The sequence below is a fragment of the Pseudomonas palmensis genome, assembly GCF_017848315.1.
GTDB lineage: Bacteria > Pseudomonadota > Gammaproteobacteria > Pseudomonadales > Pseudomonadaceae > Aquipseudomonas > Aquipseudomonas palmensis.
This window is the reverse complement of sequence record NZ_JAFKEC010000001.1, coordinates 15,002-32,100: the sequence shown is the minus strand read 5'-3', so window position 1 is coordinate 32,100 and position 17,099 is coordinate 15,002. Positions and strand designations below refer to the sequence as shown.

At 65.0% G+C, this 17,099-nt stretch carries 18 protein-coding genes; 6 read left to right on the top strand and 12 right to left on the bottom strand.

Annotation, left to right across the window (positions count from 1 at the left end):
* Window positions 1–61: 61 nt before the first annotated feature.
* Window positions 62–847, top strand: a complete 786-nt coding sequence (locus JZZ72_RS00165; protein ID WP_043863502.1) for an AraC family transcriptional regulator — start codon at window positions 62–64, stop codon at window positions 845–847.
* Window positions 848–922: 75 nt separating this feature from the next.
* The gene (locus tag JZZ72_RS00160; protein WP_043863501.1) at window positions 923–1,207 is read left to right on the top strand and encodes a PsiF family protein; all 285 of its coding nucleotides are present in this window, start codon (window positions 923–925) and stop codon (window positions 1,205–1,207) included.
* A 14-nt stretch (window positions 1,208–1,221) separates the two neighbouring features.
* Here JZZ72_RS00160 and JZZ72_RS00155 read toward each other — a convergent pair whose 3' ends face one another.
* Window positions 1,222–2,166 carry a hypothetical protein gene (locus JZZ72_RS00155; protein ID WP_058541581.1) on the bottom strand — a complete coding sequence of 315 codons (945 nt, stop codon included), beginning with the start codon at window positions 2,164–2,166 and terminating at the stop codon, window positions 1,222–1,224.
* Entirely contained in the window at window positions 2,159–2,710 is a 552-nt protein-coding gene (locus JZZ72_RS00150; protein ID WP_116052605.1) for a hypothetical protein, read from the bottom strand. Before JZZ72_RS00150 ends, JZZ72_RS00155 begins: the two co-directional genes overlap by 8 nt.
* A 166-nt stretch (window positions 2,711–2,876) precedes the next feature.
* Here JZZ72_RS00150 and JZZ72_RS00145 point away from each other — a divergent pair, with 166 nt between their 5' ends.
* On the top strand, window positions 2,877–3,884 hold the full coding sequence (locus JZZ72_RS00145; protein ID WP_054916161.1) for an AI-2E family transporter: 1,008 nt from the start codon (window positions 2,877–2,879) through the stop codon (window positions 3,882–3,884).
* Between the two features lie 44 nt (window positions 3,885–3,928).
* Here JZZ72_RS00145 and JZZ72_RS00140 read toward each other — a convergent pair whose 3' ends face one another.
* Genes JZZ72_RS00140 through JZZ72_RS00130 form a run of 3 tightly spaced genes read right to left on the bottom strand, consistent with a single transcriptional unit; the run spans window position 3,929 to window position 7,071 of the window.
* Entirely contained in the window at window positions 3,929–4,867 is a 939-nt protein-coding gene (locus JZZ72_RS00140; protein WP_104572983.1) for a hypothetical protein, read from the bottom strand.
* Entirely contained in the window at window positions 4,864–5,778 is a 915-nt protein-coding gene (locus JZZ72_RS00135; RefSeq protein WP_043863496.1) for a hypothetical protein, read from the bottom strand. The genes JZZ72_RS00140 and JZZ72_RS00135 overlap by 4 nt, the downstream gene beginning before the upstream one ends.
* A 27-nt stretch (window positions 5,779–5,805) precedes the next feature.
* On the bottom strand, window positions 5,806–7,071 hold the full coding sequence (locus JZZ72_RS00130; RefSeq protein ID WP_043863495.1) for an Hsp70 family protein: 1,266 nt from the start codon (window positions 7,069–7,071) through the stop codon (window positions 5,806–5,808).
* A gap of 166 nt (window positions 7,072–7,237) precedes the next feature.
* Here JZZ72_RS00130 and cbpA point away from each other — a divergent pair, with 166 nt between their 5' ends.
* A complete protein-coding gene (cbpA, locus tag JZZ72_RS00125; protein WP_043863494.1) occupies window positions 7,238–8,200 on the top strand; it encodes a curved DNA-binding protein in 963 nt (320 codons plus the stop codon).
* 2 nt (window positions 8,201–8,202) lie between these two features.
* On the top strand, window positions 8,203–8,508 hold the full coding sequence (locus tag JZZ72_RS00120; protein ID WP_043863493.1) for a chaperone modulator CbpM: 306 nt from the start codon (window positions 8,203–8,205) through the stop codon (window positions 8,506–8,508).
* Window positions 8,509–8,607: 99 nt separating this feature from the next.
* On the opposite strand, the gene JZZ72_RS00115 is transcribed toward JZZ72_RS00120, so the two are convergent.
* The 6 genes from JZZ72_RS00115 to urtA all read right to left on the bottom strand — a co-directional run bounded on the left by JZZ72_RS00115 (window position 8,608) and on the right by urtA (window position 14,783).
* Window positions 8,608–9,129: a GNAT family N-acetyltransferase gene (locus JZZ72_RS00115; protein WP_078479886.1), complete on the bottom strand. Its 522-nt coding sequence runs from the start codon at window positions 9,127–9,129 to the stop codon at window positions 8,608–8,610.
* Window positions 9,130–9,161: 32 nt separating this feature from the next.
* Window positions 9,162–9,860, bottom strand: coding sequence for an urea ABC transporter ATP-binding subunit UrtE (gene urtE, locus JZZ72_RS00110; RefSeq protein WP_043863491.1), 699 nt, complete (start codon window positions 9,858–9,860; stop codon window positions 9,162–9,164).
* A 91-nt stretch (window positions 9,861–9,951) separates the two neighbouring features.
* Window positions 9,952–10,812: an urea ABC transporter ATP-binding protein UrtD gene (gene urtD / locus JZZ72_RS00105; RefSeq protein WP_167400197.1), complete on the bottom strand. Its 861-nt coding sequence runs from the start codon at window positions 10,810–10,812 to the stop codon at window positions 9,952–9,954.
* On the bottom strand, window positions 10,809–11,888 hold the full coding sequence (urtC, locus tag JZZ72_RS00100) for an urea ABC transporter permease subunit UrtC (protein ID WP_043863489.1): 1,080 nt from the start codon (window positions 11,886–11,888) through the stop codon (window positions 10,809–10,811). The genes urtD and urtC overlap by 4 nt, the downstream gene beginning before the upstream one ends.
* Window positions 11,888–13,390, bottom strand: a complete 1,503-nt coding sequence (gene urtB, locus JZZ72_RS00095) for an urea ABC transporter permease subunit UrtB (protein ID WP_043863488.1) — start codon at window positions 13,388–13,390, stop codon at window positions 11,888–11,890. Before urtB ends, urtC begins: the two co-directional genes overlap by 1 nt.
* A 127-nt stretch (window positions 13,391–13,517) precedes the next feature.
* On the bottom strand, window positions 13,518–14,783 hold the full coding sequence (urtA, locus tag JZZ72_RS00090) for an urea ABC transporter substrate-binding protein (RefSeq protein WP_043863487.1): 1,266 nt from the start codon (window positions 14,781–14,783) through the stop codon (window positions 13,518–13,520).
* 247 nt (window positions 14,784–15,030) lie between these two features.
* On the opposite strand from urtA, the gene JZZ72_RS00085 reads away from it, so the two are divergent.
* Window positions 15,031–15,561, top strand: coding sequence for a hypothetical protein (locus tag JZZ72_RS00085; RefSeq protein WP_196932992.1), 531 nt, complete (start codon window positions 15,031–15,033; stop codon window positions 15,559–15,561).
* On the opposite strand, the gene cycA is transcribed toward JZZ72_RS00085, so the two are convergent.
* Window positions 15,552–16,973, bottom strand: coding sequence for a D-serine/D-alanine/glycine transporter (gene cycA / locus JZZ72_RS00080; protein WP_054916158.1), 1,422 nt, complete (start codon window positions 16,971–16,973; stop codon window positions 15,552–15,554). The two genes, JZZ72_RS00085 and cycA, sit on opposite strands and share 10 nt — an antisense overlap.
* Window positions 16,974–17,099 lie beyond the last annotated feature (126 nt).

Sequence of the window (17,099 nt, the reverse complement as noted above, 5' to 3'; positions counted from 1 at the left end):
GATGTTTATACTGCGATCCAGACAACCCGCCCATTGATCCAGACAGCATTCGACCGACAGCATGGCACGCAAATACCTCGACATCCCGCAGCTGGACGCGCTACCGGCACCGGTGTACTTCCGCTATGACGAGTTCGGCGCCGACACCCACAGCGCCGCGCACCGTCACGCCTGGGGCCAGCTCAACTACACCGCCCACGGGGTGATGCAGCTGGAGATCGACGGCCGGCGCTTCTTCTCGCCGCCCAACTACGCGGTATGGGTGCCGCCGGACACCGAGCATGGTTGCTACAACCCCCAGGCCGTGGTGTACCGCTCGGTGTACATCACCCGCGAGCTGAGCCAGAGCCTGCCTGCGCAGCCGTGCAGCCTGGTGATCAGCGACATCCTCAAGGCCATCCTCGGCGATTTTGCCCGGCGCGACGTCAAGGTACCGCGCACCGATGCCGACCAGCGCCTGGCCCAGGTGCTGGTGGACCAGTTGCACTGCGCCCCGGTGCACACCGGCTACCTGCCGTACGCCCAGGGCCCGGGCCTGCGCAGCGTGCTGCAGGCCCTGCAGCGCAACCCTGGGGACAACCGTCCGCTGGGCGACTGGGCGGCCAGCGTACATGTGAGCGAGCGCACCCTGGCCCGCCAGTTCATCCGCGAGCTGGGTATCAGCTTTGGCGAATGGCGCCAGCGTCTGCGGTTTCTGCGGGCCATCGAGGCCCTGGAGGGCGAGCAGAGCATCCAGCAGATCGCCTTCGACCTGGGCTACGGCAGCCCATCGGCTTTTATCGCGATGTTCCAGCGCCAGGCCCAGTGCACCCCGGAGCAGTACCGACGCCAGGCGCGCCGCGGCTGACAGGGGTTTGTAAAAATTCTTGTCTACACTGGTGTCGAGGCTGCGCGGATGGCGTGGCGACCAGGAGAATGCCCCATGAAAATGTTGCGTGTGCCGTTGCTGCTGCTTGGCGTCCTGATGTGTTCGCAGGGGTTCGCCGCCACCGCACAGCAGGAGAAGATGAAGACCTGCAATGCCGACGCTACCTCCCAGGCGCTCAAGGGTGACGCGCGCAAGGCGTTCATGAGCACCTGCCTGAAAAAGGCCGAGCCCGCGACCCAGCAGGAGAAGATGAAGACCTGCAATGCCGACGCCACCACCCAGGCGCTCAAGGGCGACGAGCGCAAGGCGTTCATGAGTACCTGCCTGAAGAAGAAATGAGCCCCTGCTGAGGCTCAGTCGCGTGCCGGCAGGCCCACATACACCAGCCGGTCCACGCCCTCGCCAAAGAAGAACGAGAACGGCCGCCCCAGTGCGTCCATGCGCTGGTTGCACTCGGTGTGCAGTTCCCGGGCACGCGCATGGGTCATCTCGGCCATCGGCGCCGATACCAGTGGTGGGCCGATCACGAAGTGCAGGTGAATGTTGTCGGGGTTCAGGTAGTCGAGCCAGTTGCGGGTGCTGAACGCCACCTGCAGGGTGCCGTTATCGACCAGTCGGCGCAGCGCCGCGTCTTCGAACTGCAGGTGCACTGGCACCTGTGCGGCCTGGAAGTCGCGGTTGCGCACGTGCAGCAGGCCCTGACGGCCCGAGCCGAGCTCGCCTGGCCCGGTGGCGAGCATGTAGAACGGCAGTGTCGGAGTCATGCCGGCCTCCAGGGTGCAGAGCATCTGGTCATCGGCCTGCGGCAGCACCTTGAGGTAGGGGTTGCTGTGCGGCGGGGTACCGATGCCCTGGCCAAGGGCAATGTGCAGGTTCTGCGGGGTCAGCACGGTGGTGTCGAAGTGACGCGGCGGCGCGCCCGTGCCCTGACGCTGGCCGGTCAGCCCCTGGGCCTGGTCGGCGTCGAAACGCAGCTTCATGTTCAGGGTCACCGCATTGCGTGCCGGGATGATGGCTTCGAACACCTCGCGAATCTCGTCCAGCTGCTGTGGGCTCAGTGAGTCGTCCGTCAGGCGCAGGTGCACCACCTTGTCGTTGTACTCGTCCATCTCCATCACCAGGCTGTCGGTGGGGATGTGGTGCGCGGCCAGCAGCGCGAAGATCGATTCGCGGTAGCTGTAATGCACGTCCCGGCTGTAGTACAGGTCGCCCACCGGCGCCTGGAAGTGCAGCACCAGAAAGTCCTTGTCACAGCCTGCGAGCAACAGCGCGAGCGCGCACAGCAGTACCTTACGCATGGGGTTCCTTGGCCGTGTCGGCGTGTTCCTGCAGCGGCAGCAGGCGAGGCTGCCACAGGCGCAGGGTTTCGATGAGGGTGGGCCGACCATTGACGCTAAGAATGATGGCCACGCCCCGGCTGAACATCACCTCCACCTCGTTGTGCGGGTCGGTCTTTTCCTCGATGTCCTCCAGCGGCATGTGCACCGCGATGCCCTGGATGCGGTGGTGTGTTTCGCCGAAGTGCTGCAGCGAGTAGCCCCAGGTGTCCAGCGGGCCTTGCAGGCGGTACACCGCAGCGCGCTTGCCGGTGACGTGGGCCAGTTTCTTCCAGGGCAGGTCGGTGGTGCCGACCAGCTTGCGCAGCATGTAGGCCGGGCCGCCGAGAAACGCCAGGGCCTCGCGCTCGCCGTCGTTCAGCTGGCGTATCGGGGTGGCGCGGCGCAGGTACCTGACGCGGTTGAGCCAGGTCATGAAGAACGTCCAGAAGATCGGCGTGATGCGCCAGACAATCAGCACGCAGAGAATCGGCACCAGTATTTCGAGGATATCTTTTTCGCGCATGCGCGCTCCTGCGATTGCGCATGGGCGCGCGGTCATTCCGTGAGGGCGGGCATCATAGAAAGATTGCCCTGGCAACGCCAGCGCGCCGCGCCCCGCGTGCCCCTATGCCTGCTCGTAGAAGGCTGGCAGACTGCCGTCTTTGTGGTCTTTCTGCCTCCGAGGTTGTATGACATTTACCCAGCGCCAGATCGTCCTGGCGAGTTGGCTCATCGTGTTCACCGGGTTGCTGCTGGCGCTGCCGCTCAAGCTGCTGCCCAGCCTGCTGGCCGGCCTGCTGGTGTTCGAGCTGGTCAACATGCTCACGCCCAAGCTGCAGCACCTGATTGCCGGGCAGCGTGCGCGCTGGGTAGCGGTGGCGTTGCTGGGCACGCTGATCGTGAGCGTGCTGAGCCTGCTGTTTGCCGGGGCCATCAGCTTTCTGCTGCACGAGGCGGAGAATCCCGGCGCGTCGCTGGACAAGTTCATGCTGCTGGTGGACCAGGCGCGCGGGCAGTTGCCGCCGTTCATCGACGCCTACCTGCCGGCCAGTGCGGCGGAGTTCAAGGTGGCCATCGGCGAATGGTTGCGCACCCACCTGGCCGACCTGCAACTGGTGGGCAAGGGCGCGGCGCACATGTTCGTGACCTTGCTGATCGGCATGATCCTGGGCGCCATCGTGGCCTTGCAGCGCATCCCCGACCTGACCCAGCGCAAACCGCTGGCCGCGGCCTTGTTCGAGCGCCTGTCGCTGCTGGTGCAGGCGTTTCGCAACATCGTGTTCGCGCAGATCAAGATCTCGCTGCTCAACACCGCCTTTACCGGGGTATTCCTGGCGGTGGTGCTGCCGCTGTTCGGGGTGCACCTGCCGCTGACCAAGACGCTGATCGTGCTGACCTTCCTGCTGGGGCTGCTGCCGGTGATCGGCAACCTGATGTCCAACACGCTGATTACCATCGTCGGCCTGTCGCTGTCGATCTGGGTGGCTGTGGCGGCGCTGGGCTACCTGATCGTGATCCACAAGGTCGAGTACTTTCTCAATGCGCGCATCGTGGGCGGGCAGATTCGCGCCAAGTCGTGGGAGCTGCTGCTGGCGATGCTGGTGTTCGAGGCAGCGTTCGGCTTGCCGGGCGTGGTCGCGGGGCCGATCTACTATGCGTACCTGAAGAGCGAGTTGCGCCGGGCCGAGCTGGTGTAAGGCCGACGGGCCTCTTCGCCAGCCTTGCTGGCGAAGCAGCCAACTCATTTCTGTGGATAAGTGACCGCTTCCACCCGATCCAGCCCCGTACCCATGAAGAACGTATACGGCCGCCCGAGCTTCATCTGCTCGGCGTAGCACTGGCTGTTCAGGGCCTTGACCCGATAGTCGATCTGGTAGGCACGCATCAGCTCGTGCTCGCCCAGGTCCGCCAGCTTGAACGCGATGCTCAGGCTCTTGCGGTTCTGCTCGTCAGCCGGCAGCAGCGCGAGTTCACCCTTGTCGACCTGCTGCTGCAGGCTGGCCTGCTTGAAGCGGTAGCGGGCACTCACCTTCCACAGGCTGAAGGCATCCGCTTCGCCTGTTTCGGCAAACTCCAGCACCACCCGCTGCGGGTCATCGCCCTTGGCCGCGTAGATGTCGGTCATGCCCGGGTAATACTGGCGCGGGCTGATGTACAGCAGGCAACTGACCTCGGCCTGCACCTGTTCGTTGACATCCATCGTGGTGCCCGGCCATTGCTCCGGCATCGCGGCCACCGTACTCACTTCGTCGCCCGGTTCGGCGGGCAGGGTGAACGAGGCGGGCATCGCCTCCAGGGCCTGCAGCTGGCTTGGGGTCAGGCGCTGGCGCTCGGCGGCGGTGGGTTGCAGGGTGACTTCGATAGCGAAGGTGACAGCGTTGCGCGCCTGCACGATGTCCTCGAACAGCCCGCGCAAGGCGGCCTGCTGCTGTTCATCCAGCGGTTGCAGCAGCACCACATGCACCAGGCGCTTGTCCTCGGCATCCACGTCGAAACGCAGGCGCTTGGGGTCGACCTGGCGCTGTTCGAGGGCCTCGCCGATCATCTGCAGGTTGATCGGGTCCAGCCCCCAGCGGGCGGTGCCGACGTCGGTCTGAAAGCGCACGCTCATGAATGTTTCGTCGCCGCAGCCGCCCAGCAGCAGCGCGCTCGACAGTGCCAGGGTTCTGGCCAGGTTCATTGGGTTTCTTCCTTGTAGGTCACCGATTCGAGCCGGTCCAGGCCGTCCCCGACCCGAAAGCTCAGGGGGCGTGGCAAGTGGTTGGCAGCGCTTTCGCACGAATGGATCAGCTGCGAAGCATTGGGTTGCAACGGAAAACTGCGGTACAGCCGCTGTTGCCCCAGGTCCGAAAAGCCCAGCATTACCACCAGTGGGTCCACCGACAGGTAGTTCGGCTCGACGAGCCACAGTTCGCCTTTGTCGATCCTGCCTTGCAGGCCGGCGTCGGTCAGCCGGTAATGCGCCGGGTAGTGCGCTTCGCCCAGCTCGACGCTGACCTGATTGGCCGTGTCCAGCGTCATCTGCCACAGGCCGGTGATGCCCTCCGGCAACGGCTTTACCGGCAGCGCCTGCAGTTGGCAGGTGACCTTGGAGTTGATGCGTTCGGTCACGTCCCGCGGCACGTTGTCGTCGTCCCTGGGCATCAGCGCCATGGTCAGCACCGTCGGGCTGAGCTCCAGCGGGATCAACAACGGTTGCGGCAGCGCGTCGATCCGCTGGCGCTCTGCCGCGCTCAGGGCCTGGCGTTGCTCGGGGGTTATGTCCAGGGTGAGTTCGATCTGCAGCGTGTTCGCCGCGCGTGCCTGCAGGATCTCGTCGAACGGTTCGCGCAACGCCTTGCGCTGCGCCTCGCTCAGCGGCTGCAGTTCCCTCACGTACACCAGGTGTTGGTCTTCGAGGTCGACCCGCCAGCGCAGGCTTTTCGGGTCGATCTGGCGTTGCACCAGGGCCTCGTCGATCATCTGCTGCTTGCGCGCGTCCAGGCCGGTGCCCGACGAGCCGGCCGAGTCCTCGAAGCGCAGGGTCATCAGGTCGTCGTTGCAACCGGCCAGCAGCAAGGCGCTGATCAGCGCCAGGGGTTTGAAACTCATCTGTTCACGTCCTTGTGGGGCGGCGGGCTAGCCGTAACGCTTGCGGGCTTCGATCGCCAGGCCGCTACCGATGCTGCCGAAGATGTTGCCCTCGACGTGGCGCGCGTTGGGCAGCATGGCCGCCACGCTCTGGCGCAGGGCAGGGATGCCGCTGGAGCCGCCGGTGAAGAATACCGTGTCGACCTGCGCCACCCCTACACCGGCCTTGTTCAGCAGCTCGCCGACGCTGCCACGCACACGTTCGAGCAGGCTGTCGATGGACGCCTCGAACAGCGCACGGGTCAACTCCACACTCAGCTCGGGCTGCACGCGCTTGAGGTCGACCAGGCGGCTGTCGCTGTGGGTCAGCTCGATCTTGGTGGCTTCCACTTCCATCGCCAGCCAGTGCCCGGCGCGCTGTTCGATCAGCTTGAACAGGCGGTCGATGCCGTCGGTGTCCTCGATGTCGTAGCGCATGCTGCCCAGCGCCAGCTGGGATTTCTGCGAGTACACCGAGTTGATGGTGTGCCAGGTGGCCAGGTTCATGTGGTGGCTGGTGGGCATGAAGGCACCGCTTTTCATGCGGCTGCCATAGCCGAACAGCGGCATCACGCCCTGCAGGCTCAGCTGCTTGTCGAAGTCGGTACCGCCGATGTGCACGCCACCGGTGGCCAGGATGTCGGCGTGGCGGTCATCGAGCATGTGGCGCTCGGGGGCCAGGCGTACCAGCGAGAAGTCCGAGGTACCACCGCCGATGTCGACGATCAGCACCAGCTCTTCGCCCTGGATGCTCGACTCGTAGTCGAAGGCTGCGGCGATGGGTTCGTACTGGAACGACACGTCCTTGAAGCCGATCTTCTTCGCCACCTCGGCCAGGGTGTCTTCGGCCTCCTGGTCGGCGGCCTGGTCGTCGTCGACGAAATGCACCGGGCGGCCCAGCACCACCTCGTCGAAGTCGCGCCCGGCATTGGCCTCGGCACGCTTCTTCAGCTCGCCGATGAACATGCCCAGCAGGTCCTTGAACGGCAGCGCGGTGCCCAGCACGCTGGTGTCGTGCTTGATCAGCTTGGAGCCCAGCAGGCTCTTGAGCGAGCGCATCAGGCGGCCTTCGTAGCCCTCCAGGTACTCGTGCAGGGCCAGCCGGCCATAGACCGGGCGCCGCTCCTCGATATTGAAGAACACCACCGAGGGCAAGGTGATCTTGCCGTCTTCCAGGGCAATCAGCGAATCCACGCCGGGACGGTGCCAGCCGACGGTGGAATTGGAGGTGCCGAAGTCGATACCGCAGGCGCGGGCCGGGGATGCGTGACTCATGGGTGTGCTTCCGGGGGAAAAACGGCCGCGCAGTTTATGCCAGCCATCGGCAGAATCAAGACCGAATATCTGCTCGACAGCAATCCTTTGTCCGACTTGAAAGGCTATGCTTGACCCCAATCTTCACAGCAGTGATGCATTCGATAACCGATGGTGAATCGTAAAGATGGACTTCAAAGACTATTACAAGATCCTTGGCGTAGAGCCCACGGCGGATGAAAAGGCGATCAAGACCGCCTACCGCAAGCTTGCGCGCAAGTATCACCCGGACGTCAGCAAAGAGCGCGACGCCGAAAACCACTTCAAGGAAGTGAACGAGGCCTATGAGGCCCTGAGCAGCCCTGAAAAGCGCGCCGAATACGACGAGCTGCGCAAGTACGGCCAGCACGGCCGGCCCTTCCAGGGCCCGCCGGGCTGGGAAAGCCGTGGCGGTGGCGGTGGCGGTGCCGACTTTGGCGGCGGCGACTTCTCGGACTTCTTCAGTTCCATTTTCGGCTCGGCCGGACGTGGCAACGGCAATCCCTTTGGCCGTGGCCAGCAACGCAGTGCCGGTCGGCGAGGGCAGGACGTGGAAATGGAACTGGCGATTTTCCTCGAGGAAACCCTGGCCAACGAGTCGAAGAAGATCAGCTTCCAGGTGCCGCAGTACAACGCGGCCGGGCAGCGCACGGGCGACACCACCAAGACCCTCAACGTCAAGATCCCTGCCGGGGTGACCGACGGCGAGCGCATCCGCCTCAAGGGCCAGGGTGCACCGGGCGTGGGCGGCGGCGCCAATGGCGACCTGTACCTGATCATTCGCCTGGCACCCCACCCGCTGTTCGATGTCGAAGGGCATGACCTGATCATCACCGTGCCGCTGGCACCGTGGGAGGCTGCGCTGGGCACCAAGGTCGAGATGCCGACCCTGACCGGCAAGGTCAACCTGACCATCCGCCCCGACAGCCAGAGCGGCCAGCGCCTGCGCATCAAGGGCATGGGCCTGAGCAACAAGCAAGGCCAGCGTGGCGACCTGTATGCGCAGCTGAAGGTGGTGATGCCGACGCAATCGAGCGCCGAAGCCCGCGAACTGTGGACCAAACTGTCGGAGAAGGCCGGGTTCAACCCGCGAACTCAATGGAGTAAGTGACCATGAGCAGTACCCTGATCGTTCAACTGGACATGCGAACCCTTTGTCAGGAGGCCGATGTACCGGCAGCCTACGTGATCGAGATCGTCGAACACGGCATCGTTGAACCTTCGGGGCGAACGCCGGAGGAATGGGTGTTCGACGACCGTGCCCCGGTGCTGGCCAAGCGCGCGGCCAAGCTGCACCAGGAGCTGGAACTGGAGTGGGAAGGGGTGGCGCTGGCGCTGGAGCTGCTGGAGGAAGTGAAGCAGTTGCGCAGTGAGAATTCGATGTTGAAGCAGCGCCTGGGAAGGTTTGTGCAAGGCTGACCGGCCCAATCGCGGGTCAAGCCCGCTCCCACCGATACGCCGTTGGCCTCCAAGCCAGCGCTGTACCTGTTAGAGCGGGCTTGACCCGCGATGAGGCCCTCAGCCCTGTGGGGGCTGCGCCCCCGGTGCCAGCATCAGTTGCATGAAGGTCAGGTCCAGCCACTTGCCGAACTTCACCCCCACCTGCGGCATCTGTCCGTTCAGGGTGAAGCCCAGCCGCTCGTGCAGGCGGATCGACGCCGTATTGCCGCTCTCGATCGCCGCCACCATCACATGCTTGCCACAGCCCCTGGCACGCTCGATCAGCGCCTGCATCAGCAACGGCCCCAGGCCCTGGCCGCGCTGGTCGCTGCGGATGTACACCGAATGCTCCACGGTGTGGCGAAACCCCTCGAACGGGCGCCAGTCGCCGAACGAGGCATAGCCCAGCACGTCCCCTGCCTCATTCACCGCCACCAGTATCGGATAACCCTGCCCCTGGCGCGCCGCGAACCACGCCTGGCGATTGCCCAGGTCGACCGTCTGCTCGTTCCAGATCGCCAGGGTGTTGAGCACCGCATCGTTGTAGATATCACGGATGGCCGGCAGGTCGGCGTGCACGGCGTCGCGGATGTGGTTCATGACAGGCTCTCGAAACGGGACAGGCGCACAGATTAAATCGTAACCAGGCCGCGTACACCTTCGGCCTCCATGTTTTCCCCGCGGCCCTGCTGCACGATCTCGCCGCGGGACATCACCAGGTACTGGTCGGCCAGCTCGGCGGCAAAGTCGTAGAACTGCTCCACCAGCAGAATCGCCATGTCGCCACGCGCGGCCAGTTGGCGGATCACCGCACCGATCTCCTTGATCACCGATGGCTGGATGCCTTCGGTGGGCTCGTCGAGAATCAGCAGGCGCGGGCGGCTGGCCAGGGCGCGGCCGATGGCCAGTTGCTGTTGCTGGCCACCGGACAGGTCGCCGCCGCGGCGGTGTTTCATCTGCAGCAGTACCGGGAACAGTTCGTAGATGAAGGCCGGCACCTCCCGCGCCTGGCTGGCGCCGAAGCGTGACAGGCCCATCAGCAGGTTCTCCTCCACCGTCAGGCGCGGGAAGATCTCGCGGCCCTGGGGCACGTAGGCGATTCCGGCATGCACGCGCTGATGCGGCTTGAGCGTGGTGATGGCCTGGCCCTCCCAGTGCACGCTGCCTTCGCGGGCGGGCAGCAGGCCCATCAGGCAGCGCAGCAGGGTGGTCTTGCCCACGCCGTTGCGGCCCAGCAGGCAGGTGACCTCACCGACCTTGGCCTGGAACGACAGGCCGCGCAGGATGTGGCTGCCGCCGTAGTACTGGTGCAGGGTGTCGATTTTCAGCATGTGACTTGTCCTTTTTTGTCTGTACCGGCAACGCCGGCTCCTACCAGAGCCGCGGTGTCTCTGTAGGAGCCGGCGTTGCCGGCGAAGCTTTTCAGCGCCCCAGATAAACCTCGATCACCCGATCATCGGCCTGCACCTGTTCCAGCGAACCCTCTGCCAGCACGCTGCCCTGGTGCAGCACCGTCACATGGTCGGCAATGCTGCCGACAAACCCCATGTCGTGCTCCACCACCATCAGCGAATGCCGGCCGGCCAGGCTTTTGAACAGCTCGGCGGTGAATTCGGTCTCGGCGTCGGTCATGCCCGCCACCGGTTCGTCCAGCAGCAGCAACTGCGGGTCCTGCATCAGCAGCATGCCGATCTCCAGAAACTGCTTCTGCCCATGGGACAGCAACCCCGCCGGGCGCTGCGCCGACCCGGTCAGGCGAATGGTCTGCAGCACCTGGTCGATACGGTCGCGCTGTTCGCCGCCGAGTCTTGCGCACAGGCTGGCCCATACCGACTTGTCGGCCTTCTGCGCCAGTTCCAGGTTTTCGTACACGCTCAAGGCCTCGAACACCGTCGGCTTCTGGAACTTGCGCCCGATGCCGGCCTGGGCGATCTGCACCTCGCTCATGCGCGTCAGGTCCAGGGTCTCGCCGAACCAGGCCTTGCCGGTGGTGGGGCGGGTCTTGCCGGTGATCACGTCCATCAGCGTGGTCTTGCCCGCCCCGTTGGGCCCGATGATGCAGCGCAACTCGCCCACGCCGATGTACAGGTTCAGCGCATTCAGCGCCTTGAAGCCGTCGAAGCTCACGCTGATGTCCTCCAGCGTCAGCACCGTGCCGTGGCGCACGTCCAGCCCCGGCTGGCGTGCCTGGCCCAGGCCGATGGCATCGCGACCGCTGCCGGCGTCGATGATCGGTTCGAGCATGAACTCGGGGTGTACGGCAGGCAGCGGTACGCTTCTCATTGTTCACCCCTTTTCTTCAGCAGGCCGACCACGCCTCTGGGCAGGTAAAGCGTTACCAGAATGAACAGCGCACCGAGAAAGAACAGCCAGAACTCGGGGAACGCCACGGTGAACCAGCTCTTCATGCCATTGACCACGCCGGCGCCCAGCAACGGCCCGATCAGCGTGCCGCGCCCGCCCAGGGCTACCCACACGGCGGCCTCGATGGAGTTGGTGGGCGACATCTCGCTGGGGTTGATGATGCCCACCTGCGGCACGTACAGCGCACCTGCCAGGCCGCACAGCACGGCGCTCAGCACCCACACGAACAGCTTGAAGCCGCGCGGGTCGTAGCCGCAGAACATCAGGCGGTTCTCGGCGTCGCGCAGCGCCGTGAGCACGCGCCCGAACTTGCTGCGCGCCAGGCGCCAGCCCAGGTACAGGCTGCCCGCCAGCAAGGCCACGGTGAGCAGGAACAGCACCGCGCGGGTGCCCTGGGCGGTGATCTCGAAACCCAGGATGCTGCGAAAGTTGGTGAAGCCGTTGTTGCCGCCAAAGCCGGTCTCGTTGCGAAAGAACAGCAGCATGCCGGCAAAGGTCAGGGCCTGGGTCATGATCGAGAAGTACACGCCCTTGATCCGCGAACGGAACGCGAAGTAGCCGAACACCAGCGCCAAAAGCCCCGGCGCCAGCACCACCAGGCACAGTGCCCAGGCAAAGTGCTGGGTGCCGGCCCAGTACCACGGCAGCTCGCTCCACGACAGAAAGGTCATGAACGCCGGCAGGCCGTCGCCGGCCGCTTCGCGCATCAGGTACATGCCCATGGCGTAGCCGCCCAGGGCGAAGAACAGGCCATGGCCCAGCGACAGCAACCCGGCGTAGCCCCACACCAGGTCCAGCGCCAGGGCAACGATGGCGTAGCACAGGATCTTGCCCACCAGGGTCAGGGTGTAGGCCGACACCTGCAGGCTGTGGCCGGCTGGCAGCAACGACAGCAGTGGCAGGGCGATCAGCACCAGCAGCACCAGGGCGCCGACGGCCAGGGTCAGGCGCGGGCCGGCCTTTTGTGTAGCAGTGACAAGCAGTGGCTGGTTCATCAGTCGATTACCCGTCCCTTGAGGGCGAACAGGCCTTGCGGACGCTTCTGGATGAACAGAATGATCAGCGCAAGGATGAGGATCTTGCCGAGCACCGCACCGATCTGCGGCTCCAGCAACTTGTTGGCTATGCCCAGGCCGAACGCGGCCCACAGGCTGCCGGCCAGTTGCCCGACGCCACCGAGCACCACCACCAGGAACGAGTCGATGATGTAGCTCTGGCCCAGGTCCGGGCCGACGTTGCCGATCTGGCTCAGGGCCACGCCGCCCAGGCCGGCGATACCCGAACCCAGGCCGAAGGCGAGCATGTCCACGCGCCCGGTGGGCACGCCGCAGCAGGCGGCCATGTTGCGGTTCTGGGTGACGGCGCGCACGTTCAGGCCCAGGCGGGTGCGGTTGAGCAGCAGCCAGGTGAGCAGCACCACGCACAGGGCGAAACCGATGATCACCAGGCGGCTGTAGGGCAGCACCAGGTTGGGCAGTACCTGCAGGCCGCCGGAGAGCCAGGCCGGGTTGGCCACCTCGACGTTCTGCGCGCCGAACAGCAGGCGGATGGCCTGGATCAGGATCAGGCTGATGCCCCAGGTGGCCAGCAGGGTTTCCAGCGGGCGCCCGTACAGGTGGCGGATCACCGTGCGTTCGAGCAGCATGCCGACCCCGGCACTCACACCGAAGGCCACCGGCAGTGCCAGCAACGGGTAGAAGTCCAGCGCGCCGGGGGCGTAGCGCTGCACCAGCACTTGCACCACGTAGGTGCTGTAGGCGCCGAGCATCAGCATTTCGCCGTGGGCCATGTTGATCACCCCCAGCAGGCCGAAGGTGATCGCCAGGCCCAGGGCTGCCAGCAGCAGGATCGAACCCAGCGACAGCCCGCTGAAGGCCTGGCCGAGCAGCTCGCCGATCAGCAGCTTGCGCTTGACCTGGGCCAGGCTGGTTTCGGCGGCGGTGCGCACCGTGGGGTCGGTTTCCACACTGGGGTCGAGCAGGCTTTCGAGGCGGGTGCGGGCCATCGGGTCGCCGGTTTCGCCCAGCAGGCGCACGGCGGCCAGGCGTACGGCGGGGTCTGTCGCGACCAGTTGCAGGTTGGCCAGGGCCAGGCCCAGGGCTGCGTGCACGGCGGCGTCGGGCTCGCTGGCAAAGCGCCGGTCGAGGAAGGCGACCTGAGCGGGCTGCGCGCTTTTCTGCAGTTGCTGGGCGGCGGCCAGGCGGACCCTGGCGTCATCGCTGAGCAGTCGATGGCTGGCCAGGGCGTTGTCCACCAGGCCGCGCAGGCGGTTGTTCAGGCGCAGCTTGCGGCTGTCGTCCGGGCCCAGGCGGCCTTGCTGCAGCGAACTCAGCAGTTCGAGGCGCGCGGGGTCGGGTTGCGCCGCCCAGCCTTGCAGCAGGCTGGCCTGTTCGTTGGGCTTGGCGGCGATGAAGTAGTCGGCGTCGCCAGCGGCCCGGGCTGCCAGAGGCAGCAGCAGGAGCAGGGCGAGCAACAGCGAGTGGAGTGCCTTGGGCATGGCGGCTTCCTCGAAAGGTTAGGTGACTGTCAGGGCCTCTTCGCGGGTCAAGCCCGCTCCTACAGAGTTCGGTGATCCCTGTGGGAGCGGGCTTGACCCGCGATGGGCCGCACGGCGGCCCCCTGCCTCAGTTGCCTTTCACGGCATAATCCGGCCGCTTGTCGTTGCCCGGAATGAACGGGCTCCACGGCTGCGCGCGCAGCGGCTGCTCGGTCTGCCACACCACGCTGAACTGCCCGTCATCCTGGATCTCGCCGATCATCACCGGCTTGTGCAGGTGGTGGTTGGTCTTGTCCATGGTCAGGGTGAAGCCCGATGGCGCCTTGAACGTCTGCCCCGCCAGCGCCTCGCGCACCTTGTCCACATCGGTGCTCTTGGCCTTTTCCACCGCCTGGGCCCACATATGGATGCCCACATAGGTGGCCTCCATCGGGTCGTTGGTCACCGCCTTGTCGGCGCCCGGCAGGTTCTTCGCCTTGGCATAGGCCTTCCAGTCGGCCACGAACTGCGTGTTGACCGGGTTGTCCACCGACTCGAAGTAGTTCCATGCCGCCAGGTGCCCCACCAGCGGCTTGGTGTCGATGCCGCGAAGCTCCTCTTCACCCACCGAGAACGCCACCACCGGCACGTCGGTGGCCTTCAGGCCCTGGTTGGCCAGTTCCTTGTAGAACGGCACGTTGGAGTCGCCGTTGACGGTGGAGATCACCGCCGTCTTGCCCCCGGCCGAGAACTTCTTGATGTTGGCCACGATGGTCTGGTAATCGCTGTGGCCGAACGGGGTGTACACCTCCTCGATGTCCTTGTCGGCCACGCCCTTGCTGTGCAGGAACGCGCGCAGAATCTTGTTGGTGGTGCGTGGGTACACGTAGTCGGTGCCCAGCAGGAAGAAGCGCTTGGCCGCGCCACCGTCCTCGCTCATCAGGTATTCCACCGCCGGGATCGCCTGCTGGTTGGGCGCCGCCCCGGTGTAGAACACGTTGGGCGACATTTCTTCACCTTCGTACTGCACCGGGTAGAACAGCAGCCCGTTGAGTTCCTCGAACACCGGCAGCACCGACTTGCGCGACACCGAGGTCCAGCAGCCGAACACCACCGCGACCTTGTCCTGGGTCAGCAACTGGCGGCTCTTCTCGGCGAACAGCGGCCAGTTGGAGGCCGGGTCGACCACCACCGGCTCCAGCAGCTTGCCGTTGACCCCGCCCTTGGCGTTGATCTGCTCGATGGTCATCAGGGCCATGTCCTTGAGCGAGGTCTCGGAGATCGCCATGGTGCCCGACAGCGAATGCAGGATGCCGACCTTGATGGTCTCGGCGGCCTGGACCGTCCAGCTCAGGCCCATCGCGGCAATCGACGCGCTGAGGGTGAATGCCTTGATCAGACTGCGACGCTTCATAGTGCTCTCTCCATGGGATCGAATGGTTCTGCTGGGCAGACGGCGACTTTGTGCAGAGAGCTTTAGCAAGGGCTGTGCCGATGTCGTACACAGGCTTGCCAGCAGCGTGTTCACAAGGTGCAGGGCAGGGTGGGTGCACCGGGATGGCGCTTGCCGTGGTGCAGTACGCGCAAGACTGCACAGCAATAGTTCACGGCGATGCCTTATGCTTGCGCCCTCACTTCAACTCGGCTCAAGGATTTTCGCCATGGAAGCGTCATCGCTGTACTTTCGCTGCAATATCACCCCGGCCCAGTACCAGGCCGCGATGACCTCACCTGCGGCGGGCGCTGGCGAGTTCGATGACTGGCAGCAATGGCTGGACGCCGCCGAGGTGCACGGGGTACGTGATCTTGACCAGAAGGCGCCTGAAAATGCGGTGGCGCTGGGCGATTTGCTTCAGGGCTGGGTCGACTGCATGTACGGCAGCCTGATGCAGTACGACGAGGCGTCGCAGGTCTGGCAGTTCGCGTTGGTGGAGTTCACCAACAATTACGGCGAGATGATCCAGCTGCTGGCCCCTCTGCGTCAGATGGCGAAGTACGCCAAGCCGGAGTCGGACAGCTTCCTGCTGGTCTATTCGTATATCTGGGGTGATGGCGACAATGCGTTCCTCACCCTGGGCCAGCAGCGCAGCCAGTTTGCCAGCGGCCCTTCGCCCGAACAGCGGGCCGAGGCCGATGGCGTGCTGGAAGGGCTTGCCCAAGCCCTCCAGCAGCAGGAGTACGACTACGACTGACGCGGCGTGGTAGCGGGCACCGGCACACGCGCCTGGCGCTTGCGGCGCACGGTCTGGTAGGTCACGGCCAGCAGCACGAACCACAGCGGCGTCACCAGCAGGGCCTGGCGGGTATCGCTCTCCAGGCACAGCAACACCAGGATGAAGGCGAAGAACGTCAGGCATACCCAGCACATGAAGCGCCCGCCCGGCATCTTGTACTTCGAGGCCTGGTGCAGCGGCGCACGCTCCTTGCGGTAGGTGAGGTACGACAGCAGGATCAGCGTCCACACGAACATGAACAGGATCGCCGACACCGTGGTCACCAGGGTGAAGGCCTCGATCAGGTCGGGGATCACGTACATCAGGGCCGCGCCCAGCAGCAGGCAGGTGCACGAGAAGTACAGGCCGTTGGCCGGCACCTTGCGGCTGGACAGGGTCTCGAAGCTTTTCGGCGCATCGCCCTGCTGGGCCAGGCCGAACAGCATGCGGCTGGTGGAAAACACCCCGCTGTTGGCCGAGGAGGCCGCCGAGGTCAGCACCACGAAGTTGATGATGCTCGCCGCCGCCGGCAGCCCGGCCAGCACGAACAGCTCGACGAACGGGCTCTTGCCCGGCACCACGTCGCGCCACGGGGTGACGGCCATGATCGCGATCAGCGCCAGCACGTAGAACATGATGATGCGGATCGGGATCGAGTTGATCGCCCGCGGCAGGGTGCGCTCGGGGTTCTTCGCCTCGGCGGCGGTGGTGCCCACCAGTTCGATGCCGACGAAGGCGAACACGGCAATCTGGAAGCCCGCGAAAAAGCCCATCAGGCCATGGGGGAACATGCCCGCGTCATTCCACAGGTTGCTCAGCTGTGCACTGGTGCCGGTGGGTGACTGGAAGCCGACGAACACCATGTACAGGCCGGTGCACACCAGCGCCATGATCGCGATGATCTTGATCAGGGCGAACCAGAACTCGATTTCGCCGAACAGCTTCACCGTGATCAGGTTCAGCGACAGCAGCACGCCGACGCAGGCCAGGGCCGGCGCCCATTGCGGCAGGTCAGGGAACCAGAACTGCGAGTAGGCGGCGATTGCGATCACGTCGGCAATGCCGGTGATGATCCAGCAGAACCAGTAGGTCCAGCCGGTGAAGTAGCCGGCCCAGGGGCCGAGCAGGTCGGCGGAGAAATCGATGAACGACTTGTAGTTGAGGTTCGACAGCAGCAGTTCGCCCATGGCACGCATGACGAAGAACAGCATGAAACCGATGATCATGTAGACGAAGATGATCGACGGGCCAGCCAGGCTGATGGTCTTGCCCGAGCCCATGAACAGGCCGGTGCCGATGGCCCCGCCAATCGCGATGAGCTGGATATGGCGGTTGGTGAGGTTGCGTTGCAGGTCGTGGGCCGGGGTGTCCGGCGGTTGCTGGTTGGTCATGGGTGGCATTCCATTGAGGAGTCAGTCTTCTTGTGCGTGAAGCGCTCGCTAGGCTATCACGGGCTTTTGCCCTGGCGAGGTGGCAATACGTCTCAAGTTGGTACGTTCGCACCGCTTTGTTGATCG